Raw genomic sequence first — 12,703 nt, 5'->3', positions numbered from 1 at the left:
GTCCCCGAGAGGTTCCGCCATGCCCGCCCGACCACGACCCCTCCACCCGCGGCGTGCCGCGACCGCTGCCGCGGTCCTCGCGGCCGTCGCGCTGGCCATGACCGCGGGTGCCGGAACGGGGCTCGCCGCCCCGCCCGCTCCGCCCGGCGGAGCGCCGTGCCTGCCGGGCTCCCCCGCGCAGCCGACCTGCATCTCCGGCACCCTGGACGACGGCACCCCCTACGCGTTCGCCGTGCCTGCGGCCTGGAACGGCACCGTCGTGGTCGCCCTCGACTACACCGCAGGCGGGCCGGACGAGCCGCTGACCGGCCGCCTGCTGGCCGACGGGGTCGCCCGCGGCGGCACGGCCCGCACGGTGACGGGGTGGAACATCCGGGACGCGATCGACAACCAGGCCGAGGCGCTCACCCGGTTCGAGGCGGCCTACGGCCCGGCCCGGTACGCGATCGCGTCCGGCACCTCGATGGGCGGGTTCGTCTCCGCCGGGGTCGCGCAGGTGCACTCGGAGGTCTTCGACGCGGCGGTGCCGTTCTGCGGCGGGCTGAGCGGCTCGGTCGCGCAGTGGAACCAGAAGCTCGACACGGTGTTCGTGCTGGAGCGGCTCGTCGCACCCGGCCTTCCGGTGATCGACATCCCCGCCGACGTGCCGGGGGCCCAGCGGGCCTGGATCGACGCGCTGACCAAGGCTCAGCAGACTCCGGAGGGCCGGGCCCGCATCGCGCTCGCGGGCGCGATCGGGCAGCTGCCGGCGTGGGGCGTGCGCCCGGACGGCAGCACGCCCCCGCCGCCGGCCAAGGGCGACCTCCCGGCCCTGCAGGAAGGCGTCTTCCTGGCGCTGGCGGGTGGCCCGCTCCCCTACGTCGGGCAGGCGATGAGCAGCCGGCGGCAGATCACCGCGGTCGCGGGCGGGAACCCGTCGACCAACGTGGGCGTCGACTACGGGGCCCAGCTGCGCGCGGCCGAGCCGGACCTGCGCCGCGCCGTGCGGGAGCTCTACCGCACGGCCGGTCTCGACCTGGACGCCGATCTCCGGACGCTCGCCGCCGCGCCCCGGATCGCCGCCGACCCTGCCGCGGTGGAGCGCTTCGCACGCGGCATCGTGCTGGACGGCGCCCTGCGGATCCCCGTGCTCACCGTCTCGAACATCGGCGACCAGATCTCCACGGTGGCGCAGCAGCAGTCCTACGAGGCGCAGGTGCGCCGGGCCGGGGCGGCTCCGCTGCTGCGCCAGACGTACGTGGAGTCGGCCGGGCACTGCACCTTCTCCCCCGCCGAGCAGCAGGCCGCGCTGCGCGTCATGACCGAGCGGCTCGAGACCGGACGGTGGCCGGCCACGGACCCGCGCGCGATGAACGCCCGGGCGGAACAGGCGGGTACGGAGCAGGCCCCGCGCTACCTCCGCTACGACCCGCCGCGGTTCAACCGCCCCTTCCCGGGCTGACCGGCACGCTCACGCCGGGGTGAACCGCATCGGGACCGACCGGGTGCCCCACTCCGCCCACCGGGCCATGGTGATCTCCCCGGCCACGGCGAAGCCGCTGGTGCGGGCGAGCAGCTCCTCCAGCGTCATCACCAGCATCATCCGCGCGAGCGGGGCGCCCGGGCAGGCGTGGACGCCTGCGCCGAACGGGATCGCGGCGCGCAGGTTCGGCCGGTCGAGCACGAACTCCTCGCCGTCGGGGAACACGGCCTCGTCGCGGTTGGCGGAGGTGTAGACCAGGGCGATCGGCTCGTCGGCGCGGATCAGCCGCCCGCCGATCACGACGTCGCGCCGCGGCGTGCGGGACATGCCGCGGTAGGGGGTGAACAGCCGCAGGTACTCCTCGACGGCAGCCGGGATGCGCTCGGGCTGCGCGCGCAGCAGCGCCTGCAGCGCCTCGTGCTCGGCGAGGTGGGCGAGCATGGTCCCGATGAAGACGCTGGGCGCGACCATGCCGGTGACCAGCAGCTGGCGCACGCAGCCGAGCACCATGTCCGGGGGCAGCGGCCGGCCGCCGGGACGGGCGGCGAGCAGGGCGGCGGTGAGGTCGTGCTCGGGGTCGGTGCCCTCGGCGCGCCGGGCGGCGATCACGTCCTCGGCGATCGCGTAGAGCAGCCGGCTGCCGCGGCGCACCTCCGCGTCGTCGACGACCTGGATCGCGCGCACGTACTCGGCGCTGATCTGCTCGATCCGGTTCGTGAGCTCCAGCGGCAGGTGGAAGAACTCGGCGAACACGTGCGCCGGCATCGTCTGGGCGTAGTCCGGGCCGACGTCCGCGTGCCCCGCGTCGATCATCCGCTGCAGGTGCCGCACGACGTGCCCGCGCACCGCGGGCGCCAGCGCGTCCATCCGGGAGCGGGTGAAGAACCGGTTGATGACCCGGCGGTAGTCGCTGTGCTCCGGCGGGTCCAGGTGCAGTGGCGGGCGCCGCCCGGTGAAGGCGAACTTCGGCACCACGTTCTGCACGCTGGTGGTGAACGTGTCCTGGTCCGACAGCACCGCCACCACGTCCGCGTGCCGGAACAGCGCCCAGAACCCGCCGTAGGTGGCGCTGCGGGCCACCGGGCAGCGCTCCCTCAGCTCGGCGTAGGTGGCGTGGGCGCTGGTGAAGGTCTCCTCCGCGAGCGGGTCGAAGTCGTGTTCGCCGGGCTCGGCGGGACGCGGGGCGGAGCTCGGCTGCTCGGTCATGCGGTGACCGGCACCTCCTCCGGGGACGGGCCCGTGCGGTCGGCGAGCAGCCGCCTGCCGAGCAGCGACGCCGTGACGGCCACCGCTACGAGCAGGGTCACGTAGGCCGCGACCACCCAGGACGCCCCGCCCGCTGCCTGCACGAGCAGGCCCGCGATCAGCGGCGTGGTGCCGCCGAGGACGGCGTCCGAGGTCTTGAAGCTGACACCGGCACCGGTGACCCGGTCCTCGGGCCGGAAGAGCAGGACGTAGATCGGCACCGACGAGACGACCATCCCGTTCACGGCGATCTGCCCGAGGCACAGCGCCACGAGGACGACCGGCATGGCGGCGGAGTCGATGGCGGCGAACAGGAGCCAGGCCGTGGCCGCGAGCGCCACGGCGCTGACCCGGTAGAGCCGGGCGAGCCCGATCCGGTCGATCCGGGTGAGCAGCGCGATCGCGGCGCCGACCGCGATCACCTGCGCGGTGGTCATGGTGGCGAGCATCGCGGTGCGTTCCAGGCCCGCGTGCTGCACCGCGTAGGACAGCGCGTAGGTGTTGAACAGGTAGATGCCGGTGACGGCGGCGCCTGCGAGGAAGAACACGAGCGTCATCGGGCGCCCGTTGGTGCGCAGCACCCGGGGCAGGTCGGAGGCGCGCCCGGCCACCCGCTCGCGGAACACCGGCGACTCGGCCACCCCGAGCCGCATCCACAGCCCGACGCCGACGAGCACGGCGCTGAACAGGAACGGCAACCGCCAGCCCCAGGCGAGGAAGTCCTCGCGCGACAGCAGGGCGGTGAGCGGCAGGACGGTGAGCGCGGCGAGGATCGAGCCGATCGGCCCGCCGACGCCGACGGCACCACCCCACCGGCCCCTGCGGTGGCGCGGCGCGTGCTCGACGGCGAGCGTGGCCGCGCCGCCCCACTCCCCACCGACGGCCAGGCCCTGCGTGAGGCGCAGCAGGGTGAGCAGGACGGGCGCGGCCACCCCGATGGTCTCGTAGGTGGGCAGCAGGCCGATGCCGATCGTCGCGACCCCCATCAGCAGCAGGCCGGACACGACCACGACCCGCCGGCCGAACCGGTCGCCGATCCGCCCGAACAGCAGCCCGCCCACCGGCTTGGCCAGGAACCCGGCGGCGAACGTCGTGAACGCGGCGAGCGTGCCGGCCGCGGGGTCGAGGGTCGGGAAGAACAGGTCGTTGATCACGAGCGCCGCCATCGTGCCGTAGACGCCGAACTCGTAGTTGGCCAGGCAGATGCCGACCGGGCCGGCGAGCAGGGCGCGAAGGCCCGAGGAGCGGGACGGGGACGAGGGCACGGCAGCCTCCACGGTGAGACGGCGAGCAGGTCTCACACAGTACGGCCGCTGGTCCGAGCGGACAAGCAGGTGTTGCCTATCGCCGTCCGAGCGGTCCGGCCCAGCCGGCTCGCCCGCCGGCGCCCGGCGAGGGCGCGGGCTCGGCAGGCTCGCCGCGGCGCACGTCCTCGCTCGTGCGGTGGGCCGCCAGCGGGGCGAGATCCGGCGCGTGCCGGGCGAGGAGCTGCGCGAACCGGCGCTCGGCCGGCGGCCCGAGGCCGTCGTAGATAGCGACGAAGCACTCCCGCGCCGCCGACCGCGGCCAGTCCGCCGGCAGCACCTCGGCGGGCAGCTCCGGGTCGAGGTCCGGGAACTCCCGCCAGTGCGTCATGAGCCGCGTGCGGCTGGTCAACGCCTCGGCCGGCCCGACGGCACCTGTCCGCACCCGCTCGGCGAGCCCGCGGTAGCGGTCGAGGAAGTCGTCGTACCTGGCGCGCAGTGCGTCCAGGTCCCAGGCCCGCAGGGGGTGCCCGCGCGCCGGGAGCCGGTCGGCCAGATCAGCACGCGCGACCGTCGCGGTGTCGACGCCGAGCTCGGCGAGCACGTCGAGGGCCTGGTCGCCCCCGTCCCACGGCGTGACCCACACGCCGTCGTACACGGGGGCCCAGCCCAGCCAGCGCAGCCGCGTGCGCAGGGTTCGGCGCACCTCGCGCTGCTCCTCCGGCACCGAGAACAGGGCGAACGTCCAGCGCCCGTCCCAGGTCCGGTCGCCCGCGCCGAACCGCATCAGCCGGGTGACGTGCGCGATCACCAGCTCGTGGGTGCGCTCCGGCACGCCGTAGGCCGTGGTCCGGCCGGCGCGGGATGCGACGACGAGCCCGCGCGTGGCGGCCCGGCGGATCGCGGCCCTCGCGGCCGGCTCCGCCAGCCCGAACTCCCCGAGCAGCTCGACGAGCGCGGCCGAGGGCAGGTGCTCGGGGCGCCAGAACCAGTAGTCCCCGAGCAGCGTGCCGAGCAGCCGTTGGGAGTGCTGCTGACCCGGGTCCGACTGCGCCTCGGGCGCCGGAGCGACCACGGCGGGAGTCTAGGCCTGCGGGAGGTCCGCCCCGCGGGGTGATCAAGCGAGCCCGAGCACCGTCCCGCGGCTGCTCGCGACCGCGACGACCACCGCGCCGGGCGCGGGCACGACGAACGCGTCGCGGAGCAGGTCGATCCCCGCGAACTGATCGCCGGGCAGCAGGTCGAGCGGGACCGCGGCGCCGCCGTCCACCTGCAGCTCGAGGTGCCGCTCGGTGCGGCACAGGCGCAGCACGGCGGCGCCGGTCACCGCGACCGCGGCCTCGCGGTCACAGCCGGGCGGCACCGTGACGAGCGCTCCGCTCCCGTCGACCGCCGCGACCACCCGCTCCGGATCGCCGTCCAGTAGCTGGACCCGACCGTCGGGCGCCGGCAGGGGGAAGGCCTCCGTGTCGAGGCGGCCGACGACGAGGCCGGTCGCCGCCTCGACGACGACGTGACTCGTACCGGCGCCCGCGGTGACGACCAGCCCCCCGCCGTCGGAGGCGCGCACCGGGTAGTCCGACACCGCGGCGGAGAACGGACGGACCGCCAGGGACCAGGCGTCCTGCCCGGTGCGCTCGTCGACGCCGTGCAGGGTCGCGCCGTCCGGGCACTCCGTCTCGATCGGCACGGCGCGGACGGCGGCGAGCGAGCGCACCAGCGAGGTGCCGCAGCCCTGCGGCGACTCCCAGGTCCACACCGCGGAGCCGGTGGTGAGGTCGCGGGCCGCGAGGCGGGCGCGCAGCGGCTGCCGGTCGTCCGCGTCGTCGTCCGGGCGTTCGTAGCCGGCCAGCGCAACGACGGTGTCGGTGACCAGCAGGTCGGGGCGCCGGTCGAGCGCGCTCTCCCAGCGCCGGGCGCCGGTGAGGGCGTCGAGGACGGTGACGACCGCGACCCGCGACGCCGCCCCCTCGTGCACCACCACGACCGAGCGGCGGTCCGGACTCACGACGAGGTCGGCCACGCGCGCGCCGGTCCGCGCGAACTCCCACCGCGGCGCGCCGGACGCCCCGTCCAGCGCGGTGACGCCGTCCGTGCCCGCGACGACCACGCCGGTGCCGGCAGCGCGCACGTCGCGCACCGGTCCGTCCGCATCCCACTCCCACCGCACCCCGTCCGCCCGCTGGGCGTCGGGTGGCGCGTCCGCCGTCACCGCCGTGCTCGACCGGACCGGCGCGTCCACCACCACGCCGGCTGCTGCCCAGGCGGCGAGCGCGGTGCACGCGACCGCCACCACAGCGACCACCGCAGCCCGCGGCCGGTGCGCGCCGCCGGTCGTGCCCTCCCGCTCGAACGCCCGGGCCACCGTGCCGAGAACGACCACGGCGGAACCGACCCCGAGCACCCCCGTCGACGGGCCCGGAAGCCCCGACTCCACAGCCCCGGTGACGGCAAGGGCTCCCGGCACGACGACCGCGGCCGCGCAGATCGCGGCGAGGACGCGGGCGTTGCGGGCCGCCGCGAGTGACAGCAGTCCCGCGGCCGCGATGACGGCCGACGTGCCGGCGGTGAGCCGGTCGAGGTCGGTGCCGAGGTCCCACCCACCCAGACCCCGGCGGTCGAGGAACGCGCCGACCAGCATGCAGACGAGTCCGGTGAGCACCACGATCGCCGCGGAGGCCCTGCGCATGCCGCCAGTGTGGATCACCCGCCCGGGTGACGACAGGCCGGTCTCACCCGCTGGGCGGGACCAGCCCCTCCCGGATCGCGAGCAGCGCCGCCTGCGTCCGGGAGGCGAGCCCGAGCTTGCCGAGCAGGTTGCTCACGTGCGTGCGGGCGGTGCGCTCGCTGATCACGAGCTTCGCGGCGATCTCCTTGTTGGACCGGCCCTCGGCCACCAGCCGCAGGATCTCCCGCTCACGGGCGGTCAGGGCGCGCAGCCCGCTGCGCGGCGCCCGGATCTCCTGGGCGAGGCGCCTGGCCACGGCCGGGTCGAGGAACACCTCCCCGCGCGCGGCGGCGTGCAGCGCGGCGACGATCTCCCCCGGTCCCGCGTCCTTCAGCAGGTAGCCCGCCGCGCCCTCGTGCAGGGCGGCGTGCACCCGCTCGATCTCCCCGAAGCTGGTGAGCACCACGACCTGCAGGGACGGGTGCCTGCGCCGGATCTCCGCGATCGCGGCGACCCCGTCCATGCCCGGCATCTGCAGGTCCATCAGTGCCACGTCGGGCAGCCTGCCGAGCGTCGCGAGCTGCGCGAGGACGTCCAGCGCTGCGGTTCCGTCGGCGGCCTCCCCAGCCACCTCGACGTCGTCGAGAACGTCCAGGTAGGCGATCACCCCGCGCCGGACCACCGCGTGGTCGTCGACGACCAGCACTCGCAGGGGTGCGTTCACCGCCCCATCATTCCGGCCCCGCGACGCGGTACGTCAAATGACGCGTCGCGCGACGTTGCGTTGGCCGTCCCGTTCGCGCCATTTCCCAGTGTCCGCGCAGGTGCACGCGTTCCTAGCGTGGCCCCGGAGACCGTAGGAGCCAAAACGAGGGTGGCACGCATGAGCGCGAAGAACCTCCAGGAAGTGCTGGACCAGGCAGGAGACGTCGTCGACCTGCTGCGCAACTCACAGCTGGGCGCCTACATCTACCCGGTCGTGCCGGCCGAGTTCACCAACTTCCGCCGCGAGGTCATCGCCTGGCGGGAGACGGCCGTGCTGTTCGACCAGAGCCACCACATGGTCAACCTCTTCATCTCCGGCCGCGACGCGCTGAAGCTGATCACCGACAACGGCATCAACAGCACCGCGAAGTTCGCGGTGGACACCGCCAAGCAGTTCGTGCCGGTGTCCCCCGACGGCGGGGTGATCGGTGACGGCATCCTCTTCCGGGTCGCCGAGGACCAGTTCATCTACGTCGGCCGCGCCCCGGTGGCCAACTACCTCACGTTCCGGGCCACCCAGGGCTACGACGTCGACATCAAGGTCGACCAGCGCTCCCCGATGCGGCCGTACGGCAAGGCGGTCACCCGCGACCTGTGGCGCTTCCAGATCCAGGGCCCGCGCGCCTGGGACGTGATCGAGAAGCTCAACGGCGCCCCGGTCGAGCAGACCCGGTTCTTCACCCTCGGCCACATGAAGATCGGCGGCGAGGACGTCCGCACCCTGCGCCACGGCATGGCGGGCGCCCCCGGCCTGGAGATCTGGGGACCGTACGACAGCTACGACCGGGTGCGGGAGACCATCCTCGAGGCCGGCCGCGAGTTCGGGCTGGAGCCCTGCGGGTCGCGCGCGTACGCGTGCAACACGCTCGAGTCGGGCTGGATCCCCTCGCCGCTGCCGGCCGTCTACACGAGCGAGGAGCTGCGGGACTACCGCCAGTGGCTGCCCGCCGACAGCTACGAGGCCACCAACGCCATCGCCGGCAGCTACGTGGCGGACAGGATCGAGGACTACTACCTCAACCCGTGGGAGATGGGCTACGGGTCGTTCGTGAAGTTCGACCACGACTTCGTCGGCCGCTCCGCGCTGGAGGCGATCGAGCCGGAGAAGCAGCGCCGCAAGGTCACCCTCGCCTGGAACGCCGACGACGTCGCCAAGCTGCTGGCCTCGCCGGTCAGCGACGGCCCCGACTACCAGTTCTTCGACCTGCCCAACGCCAACTACGGGCCGTCCAACTTCGACTCCGTCGTCGACTCCGACGGCACCCTCGTGGGGCTTTCGCTCTTCACCGGCTTCAGCGCCAACGAGAAGAAGGTGCTGTCGCTCGCGACCGTCGCCCCGGACGTGCCGCTCGGCGCCGAGGTGCAGGTGATCTGGGGCGAGCCCGACGGCGGCACCCGCAAGCCGACGGTGCAGCCGCACGAGCAGCTCGCGGTGCGCGCGGTGGTGAGCCCGGCGCCGTACGCGGACATCGTCCGCGAGAGCTACAAGCCGGGCTGGCGCTCCAAGGCGACCGTCTAGGAAGCGGGGGCGGGGAGCCGTGTCGACGGTCCGGGAGACGGTGCACGGTCTGCTGCGGACGTGGGGTCTCACCACGGTCTTCGGCAACCCTGGCTCGAACGAGCTGCCGTTCCTCGACGGCTTCCCGCCCGACTTCCGCTACGTCCTCGGCCTGCACGAGGGCGCCGTGCTCGCGATGGCCGACGGGTACGCCCAGGCCAGCGGCCGCCCGGCCCTGGTGAACCTGCATTCGGCCGCCGGGCTCGGGCACGCGGTGGGCAACCTCGCCAACGCTCGGGCGAGCCAGACCCCGCTCGTGGTCACGGCCGGGCAGCAGAACCGCTCGATGGTGGGCCTGAACGCCGTGCTCGGCGAGCCGGAGCTGGTGCGGGTGCCCGAGCCGCAGGTCAAGTGGGCGTGCGAGCCCGCCACCGCGCAGGACGTGCCGCGCGCGCTGTCCGAGGCGTTCCACCGGGCGACCCTGCCGCCCGCCGGGCCGGTGTTCGTCTCGCTGCCGATGGACGACTGGGCGCAGCCGGCCGACCCGGACGCCGTCGCCCTGTTGGCGGGCCGCCGGGTCGGGTGGGCCGGCGCGGCCGATCCGGACGTCGTCGCCGGGCTGGCGCGACGGATGGCGGCGGCGCGCACGCCCGCGCTGGTCGTCGGGCCCGAGGTCGACGACGAGCGGGCCTTCGACCGGGTGGTCGCGCTCGCCGAGCGCTGGCGGGCCGCGGTGTGGACCGCCCCGACGCCGCCGCGCTGCCCGTTCCCCACGCGGCACCCGCAATGGCGCGGCGTGCTGCCGCCGAGCATCGCCGGGGTGGCCGAGCACCTCACCGGCCACGACCTCGTGCTCGTCCTGGGCGCGCCCGTGTTCCGCTACCACGCCCACCGGCCCGGCCCGTGGCTCCCCGACGGCACCGAGCTGGTGGCCGTCGGCTCCGATCCCGGGTCGGCGGCACGAGCCCCGTTCGGTGACGCGCTGGTGGGGGACGTGGCCGCGATCGCCGGGCAGCTGCTGCACGCGCTCCCCGAGGAGCCAGGACGAGCCGCGCCGGAACCGCGCGCGATCCCCCACGCCCTGCTGCCCGACGAGGCCCCGTTCCCCGCCGACGCCCTGTTCGCCGCGCTCACCGAGGCCCTGCCGACGCACGCGCGGCTGGTGAACGAGTCCACGGCGAACACCGCGCAGTTCTGGACGCACCTGGACCTGCGCACGCCCCGCTCGCTGCTCTTCCCCGCGGCCGGCGGGCTCGGCTTCGGCCTGCCGGCCGCCGTCGGCATGGCGCTGGCCGACCCCGAGCGCCCGGTCGTGGCCGTGCTCGGCGACGGCGCCGCGCAGTACGGCATCACCGGCCTCTGGACGGCCGCCCAGCACCGGCTCCCGGTCACCTTCCTCGTGCTGCGCAACGGTGGCTACGGCGCCCTGCGCGGCTTCGTCGACCAGCTGGGCGTGCAGAACGCACCGGGCCTCGACCTGCCCGACCTGGACGCCGTGCGGATCGCCGAGGGTTACGGGGTGCCGGCCTGCCGGATTTCGGGTGCCCGCGAGCTGAAGGCGGCCCTTGCGGACGTTGCAGCGGCGGCCGGCCCACGGTTGGTGGAGGTACCAGTGCCGACGGAGTTGCGCCCGCTGGGCTGACTGCACCGACTTCCCTGCGCTGCTCGCTCCCCCGCTCATCGAATCCACCCGGATCGGCGTCGCCGGCCTTGTCCCGTCGAGGACGGCGCGGCCCGGTCGGAGCGGTCAGTACCGGGCCGGGCTGTGCGCCAGCATGGGCGTCATCTGGGAGTGCACCCCGTCCACGGTGGTCCCGGCGAAGCCGAGATCGAGCGACAGCTGGACGTACCCGGCGGGGAAGTTCAGGCTCGGAGCCGACACCTTGTCGAGGATCTCGGTCTGGGCCTGGCTCAGGTGCACGTCGACGGCGTCGAGATTGGCACGCAGCTGGTCGAGCCGGCGCGCGCCGACCAGCGTCGAGGAGACGCCGGGCCGGTTGTGGACCCAGGACAGGGCTGCGGCTGCCGGTGCGACCCCTGCCTCGGCGGCGACGTCCTCCAGGACGTCGATGACCTCGTGCTCCGCTTCGGTCGGCTCACCGACCAGCGTGGTACGCCGGGTGTCGACGGAGCCGCTGCGCCTGCGGGAGAACTTCCCGGAGAGGAAGCCGTGGCGCAGGGGGCTCCACGGCATCACGCCCAGGCCCAGCTGCTGGGCCATCGCGATGTGCTCGCCCTCGATCGTGCGGGCGAGGAGGGAGTACTCGAGCTGGAGGGCGATCGCCGGGGTCCAGCCACGGAACCCGGCGATCATCTGGGCCTCGGTGGTCTTCCAGGCAGGCAGGTCCGAAAGGCCGACGTAGCGGATCTTCCCGGCGGTGACCAGGTCGTCGAGGGCGCGCATGGTCTCCTCGATCGGGGCGGTGCGGTCCCAGTTGTGCAGCCAGTAGATGTCGATGTGGTCGGTCCGCAGCCGGCGCAGGGACTCCTCGGCCTGGGCGACGATCGCCTTGCGGCCGGCGCCACCGCCGTTGGGGTCGCCGGGCCAGAGGTTGCCGAAGAACTTCGTCCCGATCACCAGCCGGTCGCGCAGCCCCGGGCTGCCGGCGAGGTAGTCGCCGATGATCACCTCGGAGTGACCGTTGGTGTAGATGTTCGCGGTGTCGATGGAGTTGCCGCCCCGGCCGATGTACTCGGCCATCATCGAGGCGGCCTCCTCCGGTGAGCAGCCCCAGCCGTGGTCCTCGCCGAACGTCATGGCGCCGAGCGTGAACGGGCTGACCCGGAGTCCGGACCGGCCGAGGGAGACGTAGGAGTCGAGTGGCATGGCTCGAGTACAGCGCCGGACGGGCCGGAGGTGGTAGATCGATGGTGCCAGCCGCTTGCCTGATCCTTCCAATCTCGCCAGCATCGGCTCCATGAGCCTTCTTCCCGAGCTGCAGCGGCTGCTGCACCGGCACGCCGACCAGACGCTGCTGCCGTCGGTGGTGGTGAAGGCCGCGAAGTCCGTGACCGAGCCGATGCCCGACGTGTCCGATCCGGTGTTCGCCCTGGTCGGCGAGGGGATGAAGCGCACCATCCTCGGCGACACCGTGTACGACTACGGCGCAGGCCAGTACCTCGTGGTGTCGGTGGAGCTGCCTTTGACGGCCCACGTCCTCGAGGCACCGTACGTGGTCTTCGGGTTGCGGCTGAAGCCCGCTCTGATCGCCGGTCTGCTGCTGGAGACGGCCACGACGGCTGGGCGCCGTTCCGCTACGACGCCGGGCATCGCGCTCAGCACGGCGCCGGAGGAGTTGCTCGATCCCGTCGTCCGGCTGATGCGGCTGCTGGACCACCCGGCCGACGTGCCGGTCCTGGCTGCGGCAATCGAGCGGGAGATCGTGTGGCGGTTGATCACCGGCGAGCAGGGCGCCGTCGTCCGCCAGATCGGCCTTGCTGACAGCCGACTGGCGCAGATCAGCCGTGCGGTTCGGTGGATCCGGCAGAACTACGCCGACCTGTTCCGGGTCGAGGACGCCGCCCGCGTCGCCGGGATGAGCGTCACCTCGTTCCACCGCCACTTCCGGGCGGTCACCACGATGACGCCGATCCAGTACCAGAAGCAGATCAGGTTGCAGGAGGCGCGCGCCCGGCTGATCGCCGAGCCGCACGACGTCGCCGGGGTTGCATTCGCGGTGGGCTACGAGAGCCCGTCGCAGTTCAGCCGGGAGTACCGTCGGATGTTCGGCGCGCCGCCCGGCGCCGACGCGGCCCGCCTCCACGGGACGCCGCTGACGGACCCGCTGGGCGTCTGAGACCGTGGACGACCGCCCACGCGC

10 protein-coding genes are annotated in these 12,703 nt (G+C 74.1%); 4 read left to right on the top strand and 6 right to left on the bottom strand.

All coding sequences use genetic code 11. The features are described 5' to 3' along the window. The first annotated feature begins 19 nt into the window (after positions 1 to 19). Positions 20 to 1,441, top strand: a complete 1,422-nt coding sequence (locus FB388_RS12355; RefSeq protein ID WP_246121861.1) for a DUF6351 family protein — start codon at positions 20 to 22, stop codon at positions 1,439 to 1,441. A gap of 9 nt (positions 1,442 to 1,450) precedes the next feature. Here the strand turns inward: FB388_RS12355 and FB388_RS12350 are convergent, their stop codons facing one another. The 5 genes from FB388_RS12350 to FB388_RS12330 form a co-directional block, all read right to left on the bottom strand. Further along, positions 1,451 to 2,668, bottom strand: coding sequence for a cytochrome P450 (locus FB388_RS12350; RefSeq protein WP_142100489.1), 1,218 nt, complete (start codon positions 2,666 to 2,668; stop codon positions 1,451 to 1,453). Continuing rightward, on the bottom strand, positions 2,665 to 3,972 hold the full coding sequence (locus FB388_RS12345) for an MFS transporter (RefSeq protein ID WP_142100487.1): 1,308 nt from the start codon (positions 3,970 to 3,972) through the stop codon (positions 2,665 to 2,667). Before FB388_RS12345 ends, FB388_RS12350 begins: the two co-directional genes overlap by 4 nt. A 76-nt stretch (positions 3,973 to 4,048) precedes the next feature. Beyond that, positions 4,049 to 5,026 (bottom strand): PaaX family transcriptional regulator, encoded by a 978-nt coding sequence (locus tag FB388_RS12340; RefSeq protein WP_142100485.1) that lies wholly within the window; start codon positions 5,024 to 5,026, stop codon positions 4,049 to 4,051. A 42-nt stretch (positions 5,027 to 5,068) separates the two neighbouring features. Beyond that, entirely contained in the window at positions 5,069 to 6,640 is a 1,572-nt protein-coding gene (locus FB388_RS12335; protein WP_142100483.1) for an outer membrane protein assembly factor BamB family protein, read from the bottom strand. A gap of 43 nt (positions 6,641 to 6,683) precedes the next feature. Next, a complete protein-coding gene (locus tag FB388_RS12330) occupies positions 6,684 to 7,343 on the bottom strand; it encodes a response regulator (RefSeq protein ID WP_211361874.1) in 660 nt (219 codons plus the stop codon). A 159-nt stretch (positions 7,344 to 7,502) separates the two neighbouring features. Between FB388_RS12330 and ligM the strand changes: the two genes are divergently transcribed. Together ligM and mdlC are read left to right on the top strand one after the other, a co-directional pair. Then, the gene (gene ligM, locus FB388_RS12325) at positions 7,503 to 8,903 is read left to right on the top strand and encodes a vanillate/3-O-methylgallate O-demethylase (protein ID WP_142100481.1); all 1,401 of its coding nucleotides are present in this window, start codon (positions 7,503 to 7,505) and stop codon (positions 8,901 to 8,903) included. Between the two features lie 19 nt (positions 8,904 to 8,922). Beyond that, positions 8,923 to 10,524 (top strand): benzoylformate decarboxylase, encoded by a 1,602-nt coding sequence (gene mdlC / locus FB388_RS12320; protein WP_142100479.1) that lies wholly within the window; start codon positions 8,923 to 8,925, stop codon positions 10,522 to 10,524. 105 nt (positions 10,525 to 10,629) lie between these two features. Here mdlC and FB388_RS12315 read toward each other — a convergent pair whose 3' ends face one another. Then, positions 10,630 to 11,709, bottom strand: coding sequence for an aldo/keto reductase (locus tag FB388_RS12315; RefSeq protein ID WP_142100476.1), 1,080 nt, complete (start codon positions 11,707 to 11,709; stop codon positions 10,630 to 10,632). 91 nt (positions 11,710 to 11,800) lie between these two features. Here FB388_RS12315 and FB388_RS12310 point away from each other — a divergent pair, with 91 nt between their 5' ends. Beyond that, positions 11,801 to 12,679, top strand: coding sequence for an AraC family transcriptional regulator (locus FB388_RS12310; protein ID WP_142100474.1), 879 nt, complete (start codon positions 11,801 to 11,803; stop codon positions 12,677 to 12,679). Positions 12,680 to 12,703 lie beyond the last annotated feature (24 nt).

The sequence above is a fragment of the Pseudonocardia cypriaca genome (assembly GCF_006717045.1).
Classification (GTDB): domain Bacteria; phylum Actinomycetota; class Actinomycetes; order Mycobacteriales; family Pseudonocardiaceae; genus Pseudonocardia; species Pseudonocardia cypriaca.
This window is presented reverse-complemented; position numbering and strand designations above follow the sequence as displayed.

Coding starts and splice junctions, on each gene's coding strand:
- ligM (WP_142100481.1), top strand. CDS start 7,503: ATGAGCGCGAAGAACCTCCAGGAAGTGCTGGACCAGGCAGGAGACGTC.
- FB388_RS12310 (WP_142100474.1), top strand. CDS start 11,801: ATGAGCCTTCTTCCCGAGCTGCAGCGGCTGCTGCACCGGCACGCCGAC.
- FB388_RS12335 (WP_142100483.1), bottom strand. CDS start 6,640: ATGCGCAGGGCCTCCGCGGCGATCGTGGTGCTCACCGGACTCGTCTGC.
- FB388_RS12315 (WP_142100476.1), bottom strand. CDS start 11,709: ATGCCACTCGACTCCTACGTCTCCCTCGGCCGGTCCGGACTCCGGGTC.
- FB388_RS12350 (WP_142100489.1), bottom strand. CDS start 2,668: ATGACCGAGCAGCCGAGCTCCGCCCCGCGTCCCGCCGAGCCCGGCGAA.
- FB388_RS12355 (WP_246121861.1), top strand. CDS start 20: ATGCCCGCCCGACCACGACCCCTCCACCCGCGGCGTGCCGCGACCGCT.